This window comes from Mycobacterium tuberculosis H37Rv (assembly GCF_000195955.2).
GTDB lineage: Bacteria > Actinomycetota > Actinomycetes > Mycobacteriales > Mycobacteriaceae > Mycobacterium > Mycobacterium tuberculosis.
This window is the reverse complement of sequence record NC_000962.3, coordinates 4320044-4336467: the sequence shown is the minus strand read 5'-3', so window position 1 is coordinate 4336467 and position 16424 is coordinate 4320044. Positions and strand designations below refer to the sequence as shown.

Below are 16424 nucleotides of genomic sequence, written 5' to 3'. Positions count from 1 at the left end.
TCACAGCAAACGTATCTAAGCATTTCCTGTGGCTGGCGATCAGACCGCCACGCAGCTAGCGCAGCCGGATTTGGACGAGGAAAAATGCATGTGACGATACGGTCGGTTGCTGGCCACGCGGCAGCTACGGTGCCGCCGGCTGACGAGTTAGTATTGGGAAAGTTGGCATGTCAAGCGGGTTTTGTCATATCGTTTTACGACTTGTCGAGTCCGATTCCAGGGCCAAGCGTTCACTGCTGCACGGACGAAGCCCCGACCGGATCACGCCCGCTTGACGGACAGCCTATCGACAAGACCGAAGGGGTCTTGCCCGCTACCTCCGGGTGCGGCCCCGTCGAATCCGCAAAGGCGGCCGCGCAGAAAGTCTGCTGAAGGGTTAGGTGGGTATGACGCCTAAGCGCGTCGGGTTGTATAACCCCGCGTTCGAACACGATTCGTGCGGGGTTGCCATGGTTGTGGACATGCACGGCCGTCGTAGCCGCGACATCGTGGACAAGGCGATCACCGCCCTGCTCAACCTCGAGCATCGGGGCGCGCAAGGCGCCGAACCCCGCAGCGGTGACGGCGCGGGCATCCTGATTCAGGTTCCGGACGAATTCCTTCGCGAAGCCGTGGATTTCGAGTTGCCTGCCCCAGGCAGCTATGCCACGGGTATCGCGTTCTTGCCGCAGTCATCTAAAGACGCCGCCGCGGCCTGCGCCGCCGTACAGAAAATCGCCGAGGCCGAGGGGCTGCAAGTCCTGGGTTGGCGCAGCGTCCCCACCGACGACTCATCGCTGGGCGCGCTGTCCCGTGATGCCATGCCCACCTTCCGGCAGGTGTTCTTGGCTGGCGCGTCCGGCATGGCGTTGGAGCGGCGCTGCTATGTGGTCCGCAAGCGGGCCGAGCATGAACTCGGCACCAAGGGTCCGGGTCAAGACGGGCCGGGCCGGGAAACCGTGTACTTCCCGAGCCTGTCCGGCCAGACGCTCGTCTACAAGGGCATGCTGACCACCCCGCAGCTCAAGGCCTTCTACCTCGATTTGCAGGACGAGCGACTGACCAGCGCGCTAGGCATCGTGCACTCGCGGTTCTCCACGAACACTTTCCCGTCCTGGCCGCTGGCGCATCCATTCCGGCGGATCGCGCACAACGGGGAGATCAACACCGTCACCGGTAACGAGAACTGGATGCGGGCCCGCGAGGCGCTGATCAAGACCGACATCTTTGGGTCGGCGGCCGATGTCGAAAAGCTGTTCCCGATCTGTACCCCGGGTGCCTCGGACACCGCGCGCTTCGACGAGGTGCTCGAACTGCTGCACCTGGGCGGACGCAGCCTGGCCCACGCGGTGCTGATGATGATCCCTGAGGCCTGGGAGCGCCACGAGTCGATGGACCCCGCGCGGCGGGCGTTTTACCAGTATCACGCCTCGTTGATGGAGCCGTGGGACGGCCCGGCGTCGATGACGTTCACCGACGGCACCGTCGTGGGCGCCGTGCTGGACCGCAATGGCCTACGCCCGTCGCGAATCTGGGTCACCGACGACGGTTTGGTGGTGATGGCTTCCGAGGCCGGTGTGTTGGACCTGCATCCGTCGACGGTGGTGCGCCGGATGCGGCTGCAGCCGGGCCGGATGTTCTTGGTGGACACCGCGCAGGGCCGCATCGTCTCCGATGAGGAGATCAAGGCCGACCTGGCGGCCGAGCATCCGTATCAGGAGTGGCTTGACAACGGACTAGTTCCGCTCGACGAATTGCCGGAGGGCAAAGACGTGCGGATGCCCCACCATCGAATCGTCATGCGGCAGTTGGCATTCGGCTATACCTACGAGGAGCTCAACCTGCTGGTAGCGCCGATGGCTCGGCTCGGTGCCGAGCCAATCGGGTCGATGGGCACCGACACTCCAGTTGCGGTGTTGTCGCAGCGTCCGCGCATGCTCTACGACTACTTCCATCAGCTGTTCGCCCAGGTGACCAACCCGCCGTTGGACGCCATCCGCGAGGAGGTGGTGACCAGCCTGCAGGGCACCACCGGCGGCGAACGTGACTTGCTCAACCCGGACCAGAACTCCTGCCACCAGATCGTGCTGCCCCAGCCGATTCTGCGTAACCACGAGCTCGCCAAGCTGGTCAGCCTCGATCCCAACGACAAGGTCAATGGGCGCCCACACGGATTGCGGTCCAAGGTGATTCGCTGTCTGTACCGGGTCTCCGAGGGAGGTGCTGGGCTGGCTGCCGCGCTGGAAGAGGTACGTGGCGCGGCGGCGGCGGCAATCGCCGACGGCGCTCGGATCATCATCTTGTCCGACCGCGAGTCCGACGAGGAAATGGCTCCGATACCGTCGCTGCTCGCCGTTGCGGGAGTGCACCACCACCTGGTTCGGGAACGGACCCGCACCCAAGTGGGTCTGGTGGTCGAGTCCGGTGATGCCCGCGAGGTGCACCACATGGCCGCGCTGGTCGGATTCGGCGCGGCCGCGATCAACCCCTACCTGGTGTTCGAGTCGATCGAGGACATGCTCGACCGCGGTGTTATCGAGGGCATCGACCGTACGGCGGCGCTGAACAACTACATCAAAGCCGCAGGTAAGGGTGTGCTGAAAGTGATGTCGAAGATGGGCATCTCGACGCTGGCCTCCTACACCGGTGCGCAACTGTTCCAGGCTGTCGGCATCTCCGAGCAAGTGCTCGACGAATACTTCACCGGGCTTACCTGCCCCACCGGCGGGATCACCCTGGATGACATCGCGGCCGATGTCGCAGCCCGGCACCGGCTGGCCTATCTGGACCGGCCGGACGAACGCGCTCACCGCGAACTCGAGGTGGGTGGGGAATACCAGTGGCGCCGCGAGGGCGAGTACCACCTGTTCAACCCGGAGACTGTGTTCAAGCTGCAGCACTCCACGCGAACCGGCCAGTACAAGATCTTCAAGGAGTACACCCGTCTGGTCGACGACCAGAGCGAGCGGATGGCATCGCTGCGTGGTCTGCTCAAGTTCCGTACCGGGGTTCGTCCTCCAGTCCCGCTGGACGAGGTCGAGCCGGCCAGCGAAATCGTCAAGCGCTTCTCAACGGGGGCGATGAGCTACGGCTCGATTTCCGCTGAAGCGCACGAGACGCTGGCCATCGCAATGAACCGGCTTGGTGCCCGGTCAAACTGTGGTGAAGGCGGCGAGGACGTCAAGCGATTTGACCGCGACCCCAACGGGGATTGGCGCCGAAGCGCCATTAAGCAGGTAGCCTCCGCCCGGTTTGGCGTCACCTCGCATTACCTGACCAACTGCACCGACCTCCAGATCAAGATGGCGCAGGGCGCGAAACCTGGTGAGGGAGGTCAGCTTCCGGGGCACAAGGTGTACCCTTGGGTGGCCGAGGTCCGGCACTCCACGCCCGGTGTCGGTCTGATCTCACCGCCGCCCCACCACGACATCTACTCCATTGAGGATCTGGCGCAGCTGATCCACGACCTAAAGAACGCCAATCCATCCGCGCGGGTACACGTCAAGCTGGTCTCCGAAAACGGGGTAGGGACGGTTGCGGCTGGCGTTTCCAAAGCCCACGCCGACGTGGTCTTGATCTCAGGGCACGATGGTGGCACCGGCGCGACCCCGCTGACATCGATGAAGCACGCCGGAGCACCCTGGGAGTTGGGTCTGGCTGAGACACAGCAGACGTTGCTGCTCAACGGGTTACGTGATCGAATTGTGGTCCAGGTGGACGGTCAGCTCAAGACGGGTCGCGATGTGATGATCGCTACGCTGCTCGGGGCAGAAGAGTTCGGATTCGCGACCGCGCCGTTGGTAGTGGCCGGCTGCATCATGATGCGGGTGTGCCACCTGGACACGTGCCCGGTTGGTGTGGCCACCCAGAATCCGTTGCTCCGGGAGCGGTTCACCGGGAAGCCCGAGTTCGTGGAGAACTTCTTCATGTTCATCGCCGAGGAAGTCCGGGAATATTTGGCGCAGTTGGGCTTCCGCACTGTGAACGAGGCGGTTGGACAGGCAGGTGCGCTGGACACCACGCTGGCACGCGCGCACTGGAAGGCGCATAAGCTGGATCTGGCGCCGGTGCTCCACGAGCCGGAGTCGGCCTTCATGAATCAGGATCTGTACTGCAGTTCGCGCCAGGATCACGGTCTAGACAAGGCGCTCGATCAGCAGCTGATCGTGATGAGCAGGGAAGCACTGGATTCCGGCAAGCCGGTCCGCTTCTCCACCACCATAGGCAATGTCAACCGCACGGTGGGCACCATGCTCGGCCACGAGCTGACGAAGGCCTATGGCGGCCAAGGCTTGCCGGACGGAACCATCGATATCACGTTCGACGGATCCGCGGGAAACAGCTTCGGAGCCTTCGTGCCCAAGGGAATTACCTTGCGGGTGTATGGCGACGCCAATGACTACGTCGGCAAAGGGCTATCCGGTGGCCGGATTGTGGTGCGGCCGTCGGATGACGCGCCGCAGGATTATGTCGCCGAGGACAACATCATCGGGGGCAATGTGATTCTGTTCGGCGCAACCAGTGGCGAGGTTTACCTGCGCGGTGTGGTAGGCGAACGGTTCGCGGTGCGCAATTCCGGGGCCCACGCCGTGGTAGAGGGTGTCGGCGATCACGGCTGCGAGTACATGACCGGCGGCAGGGTTGTCATTCTGGGCCGCACCGGCCGTAACTTTGCGGCGGGTATGTCCGGCGGTGTGGCCTATGTTTACGATCCCGACGGTGAACTGCCGGCCAACCTCAACTCGGAGATGGTCGAACTCGAGACCCTCGACGAGGATGACGCGGACTGGCTGCACGGCACCATACAAGTGCACGTCGACGCTACCGATTCCGCTGTCGGCCAGCGGATTCTGTCCGACTGGTCGGGACAGCAGCGCCACTTCGTCAAGGTGATGCCGCGTGACTACAAACGGGTCCTGCAGGCGATCGCCCTGGCTGAACGTGACGGCGTTGATGTCGACAAGGCGATCATGGCGGCTGCGCATGGCTGATCCGGGCGGCTTCCTCAAATACACCCACCGGAAATTGCCGAAGCGACGGCCGGTCCCGCTGCGGCTGCGAGACTGGCGGGAAGTCTACGAGGAATTCGACAACGAGAGCCTGCGCCAACAGGCGACCCGCTGCATGGATTGCGGCATTCCGTTCTGTCACAACGGATGTCCGCTGGGTAACTTGATCCCGGAATGGAACGATCTGGTCCGCCGGGGCCGCTGGCGCGACGCAATCGAACGGCTGCACGCCACCAACAACTTCCCCGACTTCACCGGCCGGTTGTGCCCGGCTCCGTGCGAGCCGGCGTGTGTGCTGGGCATCAACCAGGATCCGGTGACGATCAAGCAGATCGAGCTGGAGATCATCGACAAGGCCTTCGACGAAGGATGGGTGCAACCACGTCCGCCGCGGAAGCTGACCGGGCAAACGGTTGCTGTGGTGGGTTCGGGGCCGGCGGGTTTGGCCGCCGCCCAGCAACTCACCCGGGCGGGTCACACCGTCACCGTTTTCGAGCGCGAAGACCGCATCGGCGGGCTGCTGCGTTACGGCATCCCGGAATTCAAGATGGAAAAGCGGCATCTTGATCGGCGTTTGGACCAAATGCGCTCCGAAGGAACCGAATTCCGGCCGGGCGTCAACGTCGGGGTCGACATTAGCGCCGAAAAGCTGCGCGCTGATTTCGATGCGGTCGTATTGGCCGGTGGCGCAACCGCTTGGCGCGAGCTGCCGATTCCCGGCCGCGAGCTGGAGGGCGTCCATCAGGCGATGGAGTTTCTGCCGTGGGCCAACCGGGTGCAAGAAGGAGATGACGTCCTCGATGAGGACGGGCAGCCGCCGATCACCGCAAAGGGCAAGAAGGTCGTCATCATCGGTGGCGGCGACACCGGGGCGGACTGCCTGGGTACCGTGCACCGCCAGGGCGCGATCGCCGTGCACCAGTTCGAGATCATGCCGCGTCCACCGGACGCCCGCGCCGAATCCACCCCATGGCCGACTTACCCGCTGATGTATCGGGTATCGGCCGCGCATGAGGAGGGTGGCGAGCGGGTGTTCTCGGTCAACACCGAGGCGTTCGTCGGCACGGACGGGCGCGTGAGCGCGCTGCGGGCACACGAAGTGACCATGCTGGATGGCAAGTTCGTCAAGGTTGAGGGCTCCGACTTCGAGCTCGAAGCCGACCTGGTGTTGCTGGCGATGGGTTTCGTCGGCCCGGAACGGGCGGGCCTGTTGACCGACCTCGGAGTGAAGTTCACCGAGCGTGGGAACGTGGCCCGTGGCGACGACTTCGACACCTCGGTTCCTGGTGTGTTCGTAGCCGGTGACATGGGCCGGGGCCAGTCATTGATCGTCTGGGCGATTGCCGAGGGCCGGGCCGCTGCCGCGGCCGTAGACCGGTACTTGATGGGTTCCAGTGCCCTGCCGGCGCCTGTTAAGCCGACCGCTGCACCGCTTCAATAATCACTAGAGTCACATCAGAAACATTTGATAATTGCTCGGCGCGCCGTTCACTGTTTGCCAGCTCCGAGGTGTCTAATGAGTCGATGTGGGCTTCGTCACATAGAGGTTTAATGTGAGGTGCCAGTCGAGTTGTCCGATCGCAGGAGTGTCGCTGTGCGTACCAACCCAGTACCCCGGTCACGGATGGGGCGAATCGCCTGGTCATGGTTTCGCCACCCGGTCAAAAGCCACGAGTTCCCCGCCAAGAACGAGCGCCCGATAACCACTGAAGAGCTGTTGCGCTTCGCTGTGTAGCCAACCTGATACGTGCCCGAGTGTGCACCACAGCTTGTTTGCTCCGCTTTATCAGATTGTTATCTAGGGCAATGGCGCCCCAGGCCGCGACGGCATCTGGGCCTAGGTCCCAACTAAACTCAGTGAAGCGATGAACTGTGCCCTCGGATTTGATACGAAACCCATCCTGTTGGCGAGTTATGTCACCCATGGCGCGCGCCGTGCCACCGCGAACCAATTCGAGCGTCCCGCAAAGGGTGCGGGGGTGTTAATGGCGTTGCTCATCCTCGGCGAAATGGCCGGCTTCGCGGTGGTTGTCACCGGGGTCGTCTTCGGGCAACTGGTGTGAGCCCGATAATGGACCCGGTAACAGCGCTGCGGCAGATCGCCTATTACAAGGACCGGAACCGCCACGACCCGAGGCGGGTGATGGCCTATCGCAATGCCGCCGACATTATCGAGGGCCTTGACGACGCGGCGCGGCAGCGGCACGGCCAGGCCAACAGCTGGCAGTCGCTGGCGGGTATCGGTCCCAAAACCGCGAAAGTCATCGCCCAGGCCTGGTCTGGCCGCGAGCCGGACCTGCTGGCTGAATTACGCGCTGACGCTGAGGATCTCGGTGGAGGGGCGATCCGTGCCGCATTGCGCGGGGATCTGCATCTGCATTCGAACTGGTCGGACGGGTCCGCGCCGATCGAGGAGATGATGGCCACCGCGGCGGCGCTAGGTCACCAGTACTGCGCATTGACCGATCACTCACCGCGGTTGACGATCGCCAACGGCCTGTCTCCGGACCGGTTGCGCAAGCAGCTGGACGTGATCGACGAGCTGCGCGAGAAGTTCGCGCCGCTGCGCATCCTGACCGGGATCGAGGTCGACATCCTCGAAGACGGGAGCTTGGACCAGGAACCCGAGATGCTGGACCGCCTCGACATCGTGGTGGCCAGCGTGCACTCCAAGCTGTCGATGGATTCGGCAGCGATGACGCGACGGATGGTGCGCGCCGTGGCCAACGGTCACACCGACGTGCTGGGCCACTGCACCGGCCGGCTGATCGCCGGCAATCGTGGCATCCGGCCAGAATCGAAGTTCGATGCAGAGGCGGTGTTCACCGCCTGCCGTGAGCACGGCACCGCCGTGGAGATCAACTCCCGTCCGGAACGCCGAGACCCACCGACGCGCCTGTTGCACCTAGCGCGCGACATCGGCTGCGTGTTCAGCATCGACACCGACGCGCACGCACCCGGCCAGCTGGACTTCCTCGGCTACGGCGCCCAGCGCGCCTTGGACGCGGAGGTGCCCGCCGACCGGATCGTCAACACCTGGCCGGCCGACACGCTCCTGGCGTGGACCGGGTCGCATTAGCCCGCTGTCGGCCACGAACACCGCGGTACCAGGCGGCAACGCCACGTGTCCGACATGCGAATGCACCCGCTCCTATATGACCGCACGCCATTGCCTACCCAAGGCGCCACTTCGGCTGCCAGATCGTCCACCGGACCTCCGTGAGATCTGCATGCCGCTTTGGCACTGAGCATCGACCGAGCACCCCCGACCGAGTGCGGCTTAGCGGTTCTCGCCGTAAATGCTGGTCACCCAGATGTGCACCAGCGTATCCAGCACGCGGGCTTCCGGCACCGAGGGCTGTTCGCCGGCGAATGACGCGAACAGCGTCCGCTCGTTCATCAGGTTGAGCGCTGTGGCCAGTTCATGGGCCGGCAGGGTGCGCGGCGCCGCGCCTCGGTCGCGTTCGGCGTCGATCACGGCGGCCGTGTAGGCGATCCACTTCTGCATAAACGTCGACCACAGTTCGGCGACTTCGACACTGGTTGCCCTGGCGGCCTGACCGGCTCGGGTTACCGCCTTGTGCGACCCGAATGTCTCGAAGAACACGTTGATCCCGGTGCGCCACATGTTCTCGCGGTCGGTGTCGGCGGGATTCTCGGCAAGGGTCTGTAGGGCCATGTCGGCTTGATTGACCACCCGGTCCAGCAGGGTCAGCAGCACCGCTTCCTTGGATGGGAAATAGAAGTAGAACGTCGGCCTCGAGATACCGGCGCCCTTGGCCAGATCGTCGACCGAGATATCGGCCAGCGGACGGTCCTCGAGAAGGTTCTCGGCGGTGGCGAGGATCGCCAGTTCACGATCGTCGCCGGACGGCCGCGCGGTGCGCCGGCCCCTAGGCAGCGAAGCCTGACTGGCCGCGGAGGTGGTCACCCTGGCAGCTTACTACGTGTCGATAGTGTCGACATCTCGTTGACGGCCTCGACATTACGTTGATAGCGTGGATCCATGACCGAGCACCTCGACGTTGTCATCGTGGGCGCTGGAATCTCCGGTGTCAGCGCGGCCTGGCACCTGCAGGACCGTTGCCCGACCAAGAGCTACGCCATCCTGGAAAAGCGGGAATCCATGGGCGGCACCTGGGATTTGTTCCGTTATCCCGGAATTCGCTCCGACTCCGACATGTACACGCTAGGTTTCCGATTCCGTCCCTGGACCGGACGGCAGGCGATCGCCGACGGCAAGCCCATCCTCGAGTACGTCAAGAGCACCGCGGCCATGTATGGAATCGACAGGCATATCCGGTTCCACCACAAGGTGATCAGTGCCGATTGGTCGACCGCGGAAAACCGCTGGACCGTTCACATCCAAAGCCACGGCACGCTCAGCGCCCTCACCTGCGAATTCCTCTTTCTGTGCAGCGGCTACTACAACTACGACGAGGGCTACTCGCCGAGATTCGCCGGCTCGGAGGATTTCGTCGGGCCGATCATCCATCCGCAGCACTGGCCCGAGGACCTCGACTACGACGCTAAGAACATCGTCGTGATCGGCAGTGGCGCAACGGCGGTCACGCTCGTGCCGGCGCTGGCGGACTCGGGCGCCAAGCACGTCACGATGCTGCAGCGCTCACCCACCTACATCGTGTCGCAGCCAGACCGGGACGGCATCGCCGAGAAGCTCAACCGCTGGCTGCCGGAGACCATGGCCTACACCGCGGTACGGTGGAAGAACGTGCTGCGCCAGGCGGCCGTGTACAGCGCCTGCCAGAAGTGGCCACGGCGCATGCGGAAGATGTTCCTGAGCCTGATCCAGCGCCAGCTACCCGAGGGGTACGACGTGCGAAAGCACTTCGGCCCGCACTACAACCCCTGGGACCAGCGATTGTGCTTGGTGCCCAACGGCGACCTGTTCCGGGCCATTCGTCACGGGAAGGTCGAGGTGGTGACCGACACCATTGAACGGTTCACCGCGACCGGAATCCGGCTGAACTCAGGTCGCGAACTGCCGGCTGACATCATCATTACCGCAACGGGGTTGAACCTGCAGCTTTTTGGTGGGGCGACGGCGACTATCGACGGACAACAAGTGGACATCACCACGACGATGGCCTACAAGGGCATGATGCTTTCCGGCATCCCCAACATGGCCTACACGGTTGGCTACACCAATGCCTCCTGGACGCTGAAGGCCGACCTGGTGTCGGAGTTTGTCTGTCGCTTGTTGAATTACATGGACGACAACGGTTTTGACACCGTGGTCGTCGAGCGACCGGGCTCAGATGTCGAAGAGCGGCCCTTCATGGAGTTCACCCCAGGTTACGTGCTGCGCTCGCTGGACGAGCTGCCCAAGCAGGGTTCGCGTACACCGTGGCGCCTGAATCAGAACTACCTACGTGACATCCGGCTCATCCGGCGCGGCAAGATCGACGACGAGGGTCTGCGGTTCGCCAAAAGGCCTGCCCCGGTGGGGGTTTAGCTTTAGCGACGGTTTAGCGCCGGTTTAGGCCATAGTCAGACGACGATGATGCCGTCGTCGTCGCTGTAGGCGATATCGCCCGGAACGAATGTCACCCCGCCCAGCGTGATTTCAACGTCGCGTTCTCCGGCACCGGTCTTGGTGCTCTTGCGGGGATTGGTGCCCAGCGCTTTGATGCCGATGTCGATGCCGCGCAGCGCGGCGGCATCTCGCACCGCGCCGTGGACGATCAACCCGGTCCAGCCGGTAGAGCGGGCCAACTCGGCGATGACATCACCGACCAACGCGGTGTGCAGGGACCCGGCGCCGTCGATGACCAGCACACCGCCCGCACTTGGCTGCGAGAGCACCGACTTCAGCAACGCATTGTCCTGAAAACACCGCACGGTGCTGATCGGTCCGGCGAACTGCGATCGGCCGCCGAATTGGCGGAACTGTAGGTCACAGCTGCGCACGTCGGGCCCGATGTCGTCGACGAGGTCAGCGGTTGGGCGAAATGAGATGGCCACTATGGTGCCAGCGCGTTCAGCGGCGGCGCAGTTGCCGGATCAGCAGCAGCGCCAGCAGGCTAAGCGTGACGGCAACGATCAGCGGCACGGGCGAGTGACTCGGCGCCGGCACTGATGCGTTGCGCGCCAGGGCGTCGTTGGCGCCTTCCACTGTCGACTTTGCTTGTGCCGCTGCATCCTTAGCAGCAGCTGCAAGCTGGCCGTTGGTTTCGATCCGCTGCTGCAAACTGACGGGCGCCTCGGCAGGCTTTGGTGGCGCGGACTTAGCACCCTTGGCGGGTGTTTTTTTGGCGGGTGCCTTCTTCGCCGGCGTCTTTCTTGCTGGTGCTTTCTTGGCGGCCTTCTTGGCCGGCAGCTTCTTAGCTGGCGGCGTCGATGCGTCGCTCGGCTCGCTGTCGGGTCGATCCTGCGGGTCTGGCATGTGGCCGCTCCTTTGCAGCATTGTCGTCGCTCACTAGATCGCAAACGCTCGGTCCCATCATGCCAGGACACGGTGCCGCACCTTCCGGGCTACCGGGGTTGATTGGTTAGCGCCCGCGCCGAACGGCCCACAATGCAGCCACGGCAACCGCCGCCACGGTCCCTACGACGAATGGCCACGTCGGGACGTCGTTCGCGTCGGTGGCGGCGACTGCGGGTGCGGGCGTAGCGGTGGACAGCTGCGCGGTGTGCGCAAACGCCGCAGGTGGGTTCGCGATGGTGGTCAGCACCAAGGCGGCCAGCAAGAGGCCGATGCCCGCGGTCAGTGCAGTGCGCTGCCCGCCGACCCGCCGATGCACGCGAGGCGGATGTGACATGCCAATTGCGGTCATCGGGCCGCCGGTTAGGTCAACCCGAGCCGGGCCATCAGGTCCGCCTCGATGCCATCCAGCTGCGACGAGATCGCCGAGTGGGCCGTCCGGCGCCGCTTTGCGGGCATGTGCTCCGCGGCCGCGACGGCCGCCGACAGATCGGTGAGCCGATTGGTCACCGCCGACACGAACTGTTTGGTTTCTACGTCCTTCGGCTTCTTTTCCTGCACCATCCGCAACGATCGCTCGGCTCCCCCAACCCGCGCCGACAACCGGGCGCCATGACCGGAGAACCGGCCGATCTGTGCCAGCGGGACCCCGAGCTGATCGGCGCGCCGCTGGTCGATCAACCCGCGGGCAGCCATCGCGGCCCGGTATATCACCGGCGTCAGTATCGGGGCCAGGAGCCGAGAAACCGTCAGCAACCGGCGAATCCGCGTCGGTGACAGCAACTTGCCTTCGCGTGCTACCTTGAGCTCGGCTTCGGCGACCTTGAGCGCCGCCCGGTCGCTGTCCCGCCGGGCCTTCAGCTGCGCCTTGAGCGCCTTTGATTCCGCGCGCTGGGCGGCCTTGATGCGGCGCGCCTCGTTCTTGGCCGACAGCTTGGCCTCGAGCTTGGCGCGGGCTTTGATCGCGCGGGCTTCCGCGCGACGGGTCGCGCGGCTCTTTCGCTTGCCGAACAGGCCCATTCCCGGCCGCCTCCCGGTATCTCGTGGACTATCGCGGTGATCGCTGGGGCAACCCTAATCGGGGCAGACCAACCCCAACCCGCCAGGTCGGGTGGAGCGGGCGGTCGGTATCAGGGACTAAGCGTCGATCCCTTCGGCACGCCGCAGCTCGTCGATCCGGTCCAACACCTTCTGCTGCGCCGCGGAGGGCAACCCGTGGGCCCGCTGCGCGATCCGGCGCACGCCGTCGTCGCGCATCGTGCACAGCCACTGCAATTCCTTGTCGAGCTTTTCGTAGTACTCGTCGTCGGTGAAGTAGGCCGCCTTGATGCGGAAGAAGTTGGCCAGGGCGGCCATGGTCGCCCCCGATGGGTTCGTACGGTTTCCTGAGCGTAGCTGTGATAGGTAGGGAGCCGACATCGTGATGCCCTCTGCCTTGAGCGCCGCGATCACCTCCGCGGAGGTATGTGGCCCGCGTCCGGGCGGATAAACCGTGTCGAACAGGCGGTTCAGGCGGGCAGCGAACGTCGTGCTCATCGATGTGACCTCCACCGGGCTCCAAGAGCAAACGGTTATCTGTATGTATTTGCTGATCATGGTAGCGACAGTTGTGTCCACAACCAAGTGCAAACCTGAGCGGATTGGGTGCTGACGTTGTGAGGGGTCAACGAAGACCCCCCCGATGAGGGTCCAACCGATTCGGTGATGTGTCCACACGACGAACGGATTTCACAGGTTATCCGCAGAATATCCGATGAAAACACGCGCGTTGGTCCGTCGCCCACGTGTTCGGCGAGCAGATCAGGATGACCGTGTCGGGCGGATGCGGCCGACTCCGGGCAACCAGCAGCCAACGGAGATTCGCCGAGAGCCTCCTTTGCTGCCTGGGTCCGCACAGCGCTCGTCAGGCGACCCTGAGGGCGGTCGGCGCCCCCGCAAAGACACTTCCGGAAGCGGTAGCAAGATGCTCCCGGGATGGCCCGGCGCGACCGACGACCGCTCGGGGCGTGTCGAGTCATCTTCTGGTGTCGCAGCAGCGGTTGGCCGCCGCCGACGAGTTTGCGCCACCCGCACCGATACCGCCGTAGTTGCCGCGGCCAGCACCACCGCCGCTGTCACGGCGATGGCAACCGATCTGAAGCCCAACGCGTCGTCGAACAGCAACCACAGTCCGAACAGCAGGAACAGCAGGCCAGTCAGGACCTGCAGCAACCGCTCCGGAAGGCGCCGGTGCAGCAGCAGCCCTGCGCCGATCGCCAGGCCGTCGGCCAGGATCATGCCCAGGGTGGTGCCGATCCATACGCCGGCCCAGTGGTGATCGCTGGCCAAGGTCACCGTCGCCAACGTTGTCTTGTCACCCAGCTCAGCCAGTGCGAACGACGAGACCACGGTGAACAGCGCGAGTCGGGGTTCGGCAGCGGTTGGCGAGGTTTCGCTGTCGCTGGCCGTGTCCTCCCGCCAGACCCACACGGCAAAGATCAGGAATGCGATCGCCGATACGCAGGCGGCCGGCCGGGCCGGCACGGTCGAGCCCAAAAAGTGGCCGATCGCCACCGCTACCCCGTGCACCGTGAACGCTGCGATCGCCACCCCGGTCAGCACCACCCACCAGCGGTAGCGAAGTGTGTAGGTCATCGTGATGAGCTGGGATCTGTCGCCGAGCTCAGCAAGGAAAACGGCTCCCAGACTTAGCAGTGTGGCGGCGAGCATGGCAGGCGACCTTTCGACGCGTTGTCGACGACCAGTCGGTCATCGAACATCGGTCGAAGGTCTCGCCCACCGTTGGTATCAAACGGTTCGCCAGCCGGGCTTTTCGCCAGTATGTCGACTCGACGATTCGGGACTACTCCCCTTCGCTAACGTCCCCAGGCTAGCGGTCATATTTGGTGTGCACCAGGATGTCGGACAAGTTCGGCCACCCGTATTTGGCGATTCGCCGCCCGAACAGACTCCTTCGAATTTCCTTATGCTGCAAGCAGCATTGCCAGAATTGCGGTGTCGGGATGGCTTATCGGGTCGACGCCCACCCGGCTCACCATAGATGTGATGGTGCCGTCGGCTTCAGCCTCCACCCAAGCCGCACGATGTTCCAATCCCAGATACGGTAATCCCGGCAGCAGCACGCACCCTGACGCCGCCCCGGTGCATTCCGGCAGCGACGGCGTGGTCTCCGAGGGTGGATGCAGCATCAGCAATGCAGGGGGTTGATGATCAGCGAAATATCCTGGCTGAATTGCTGATTCACCGAAGACGGTGCCCTCGGCCAGCACCAGACCGACGGTCCCCGGCTCGGGTTCGTCGGGCAACTCTTCGCGGGCACCAAACACCGTTGTGGTGGAGAGCAAGCCGGGCAACGACGCGACCCGAACTGCGACCATCAGCAGCTGGGCCCACTCTTTGGTCGAATCAGGCCAACGTCCAGAGATCACGAACCCTTTCAGGGCACCACGCGAATGGAAGGGAGAAACCCCAATAGGCCCACCTGACCCGGTACCCATCTCGCCCCTCCGCGACGCCTCCGTCCTAACCACGCTGGTAGCTCGAAATAAATGGTAGCTCGAGTAACCAAGCATGCGCGTGGTTTACGCGCCCTGCAACTCGACACGGCCACCGCGGCCGTGTTCACAAAGCTGCAATATAAGGCCAGGATAAGGGCGATGGTGATGCGCGACTCCGGAATACTGAGCCCGACGCTTGCGGCAGCGGGGTCAGCCGAATATCAACCCCTTGGTCTGCGAGGTCGCGGCCGCATACCGTGACTGCACATCGGCCCAGTTCACGACGTTCCAAAACGCCTTGGCAAAGTCGACTTTGACGTTCTTGTACTGCAGGTAGAAGGCGTGTTCCCACATGTCGAGCAGCAGCAGCGGAACAATGCCTAGCGGGAAGTTCGTCTGGTGGTCGTAAACCTGGAATATCAGCAGCTTGTTGCCGAGTGTGTCCCAGCCCAGTGCCGCCCAGCCCGACCCCTGCACGGTGGTAGCGGCCGCGTGGAACTGCGCACGGAACTTGTCGAACGAACCGAACGCGTCGGCGATGGCTGCGGCGAGTTCGCCGGTGGGCTTGTCACCACCGTTAGGCGACAGGTTCTTCCACCAGATGGTGTGATTGACGTGGCCGGCGAGGTTGAAAGCTAGATTCTTTTCGTTCAGCAAGATCGCTGAGTGATCTTCCTTGGCGCGCGCCTCTTCGAGTTTGGCGACGGCGTCATTGGCGCCCTTTACGTAGGTGGCGTGGTGCTTGCTGTGGTGAAGCTCGTTGATCTGACCCGAGATGTGCGGTTCCAGTGCTCCGTAGTCCCAGTCCAGGTCTGGCAAGGTGTATTCGGCCACGGCATTCCTTCCTTCGATGAAATGATCGTCCGATGTTTCTTTTCGCGCGGGTGCCTCCCACGCGATGGGCTGGCTCTAGCTTGACAAGTCAACCCTGCTCCATGACCGCTCGCGTCGCAACAACGACCTTGGGGTCGATGCCCCAGGGCGGACGGCATAGGCTACCAGGACGCCCCCAGGCTGATACCACGTCTATGGGCGCGTTCCTGGTCGCTGAAGTCCCCGTCGGGGGTCCGTCATCGGACCGCTGTTGGGTGGACGGAAGGCGCTGTGTGGCGAAGGTCTATGGGGTGGGTGGGCAAGAAGAAGTCGACGGCTGGGCAGTTGGCGGGGACGGCTAACGAATTGACCAAGGAGGTGCTGGAGCGGGCCGTGCACCGCGAGTCGCCGGTGATCCGGCCGGACGTGGTAGTGGGAATTCCCGCAGTGGATCGACGCCCAAAACAGTGACCACGGTCAACCCGCCGACCGAAGCGATCAGCGGCCGCGTCGAGCACCTCCGGGGATCGACCCTCGGCTTTCGCAATCTCACCAACTAAGCCGACAGATACCTACTGGAAACCGGCGGATTCAAACCCCAACTGCCCCCTCATTCGTGAAGAGATTCCCTATTGGTTGTCAAGGGGTTCTGCATCTGATGTGGGTGCGTGTTTTGGGCAG

Annotated in this window: 14 protein-coding genes; 5 read left to right on the top strand and 9 right to left on the bottom strand. The window is 63.8% G+C overall.

Annotation, left to right across the window (positions count from 1 at the left end; all coding sequences use genetic code 11):
* Positions 1–386: 386 nt before the first annotated feature.
* From gltB to Rv3856c, 4 genes are all read left to right on the top strand, one after another.
* Positions 387–4970, top strand: a complete 4584-nt coding sequence (gene gltB / locus Rv3859c) for a glutamate synthase large subunit (RefSeq protein ID NP_218376.1) — start codon at positions 387–389, stop codon at positions 4968–4970.
* Positions 4963–6429, top strand: a complete 1467-nt coding sequence (gene gltD / locus Rv3858c) for a glutamate synthase small subunit (RefSeq protein NP_218375.1) — start codon at positions 4963–4965, stop codon at positions 6427–6429. Before gltB ends, gltD begins: the two co-directional genes overlap by 8 nt.
* 424 nt (positions 6430–6853) lie before the next feature.
* On the top strand, positions 6854–7051 hold the full coding sequence (locus Rv3857c) for a membrane protein (protein ID NP_218374.1): 198 nt from the start codon (positions 6854–6856) through the stop codon (positions 7049–7051).
* A gap of 8 nt (positions 7052–7059) precedes the next feature.
* On the top strand, positions 7060–8067 hold the full coding sequence (locus Rv3856c; protein ID NP_218373.1) for a hypothetical protein: 1008 nt from the start codon (positions 7060–7062) through the stop codon (positions 8065–8067).
* A 201-nt stretch (positions 8068–8268) separates the two neighbouring features.
* Here Rv3856c and ethR read toward each other — a convergent pair whose 3' ends face one another.
* On the bottom strand, positions 8269–8919 hold the full coding sequence (gene ethR, locus Rv3855) for an HTH-type transcriptional repressor EthR (RefSeq protein ID NP_218372.1): 651 nt from the start codon (positions 8917–8919) through the stop codon (positions 8269–8271).
* A 75-nt stretch (positions 8920–8994) separates the two neighbouring features.
* Between ethR and ethA the strand changes: the two genes are divergently transcribed.
* Positions 8995–10464: a monooxygenase EthA gene (ethA, locus tag Rv3854c; RefSeq protein ID NP_218371.1), complete on the top strand. Its 1470-nt coding sequence runs from the start codon at positions 8995–8997 to the stop codon at positions 10462–10464.
* A gap of 35 nt (positions 10465–10499) precedes the next feature.
* Here the strand turns inward: ethA and rraA are convergent, their stop codons facing one another.
* From rraA to sodA, 8 genes are all read right to left on the bottom strand, one after another.
* Positions 10500–10973 (bottom strand): RNase E regulator RraA, encoded by a 474-nt coding sequence (gene rraA / locus Rv3853; RefSeq protein NP_218370.1) that lies wholly within the window; start codon positions 10971–10973, stop codon positions 10500–10502.
* 16 nt (positions 10974–10989) lie between these two features.
* Entirely contained in the window at positions 10990–11394 is a 405-nt protein-coding gene (gene hns, locus Rv3852; protein ID NP_218369.1) for a histone-like protein Hns, read from the bottom strand.
* A 106-nt stretch (positions 11395–11500) separates the two neighbouring features.
* Positions 11501–11785 carry a membrane protein gene (locus Rv3851; protein NP_218368.1) on the bottom strand — a complete coding sequence of 95 codons (285 nt, stop codon included), beginning with the start codon at positions 11783–11785 and terminating at the stop codon, positions 11501–11503.
* A gap of 11 nt (positions 11786–11796) precedes the next feature.
* Positions 11797–12453 (bottom strand): hypothetical protein, encoded by a 657-nt coding sequence (locus Rv3850; protein ID NP_218367.1) that lies wholly within the window; start codon positions 12451–12453, stop codon positions 11797–11799.
* A 117-nt stretch (positions 12454–12570) separates the two neighbouring features.
* Entirely contained in the window at positions 12571–12969 is a 399-nt protein-coding gene (espR, locus tag Rv3849) for an ESX-1 transcriptional regulator EspR (protein ID NP_218366.1), read from the bottom strand.
* A gap of 264 nt (positions 12970–13233) precedes the next feature.
* The gene (locus tag Rv3848) at positions 13234–14142 is read right to left on the bottom strand and encodes a transmembrane protein (RefSeq protein ID NP_218365.1); all 909 of its coding nucleotides are present in this window, start codon (positions 14140–14142) and stop codon (positions 13234–13236) included.
* 254 nt (positions 14143–14396) lie between these two features.
* Complete coding sequence (locus Rv3847) at positions 14397–14930, bottom strand: hypothetical protein (protein ID NP_218364.1); 534 nt, start codon at positions 14928–14930, stop codon at positions 14397–14399.
* A 210-nt stretch (positions 14931–15140) separates the two neighbouring features.
* Positions 15141–15764: a superoxide dismutase gene (sodA, locus tag Rv3846; RefSeq protein ID NP_218363.1), complete on the bottom strand. Its 624-nt coding sequence runs from the start codon at positions 15762–15764 to the stop codon at positions 15141–15143.
* Between the last annotated feature and the right edge of the window lie 660 nt (positions 15765–16424).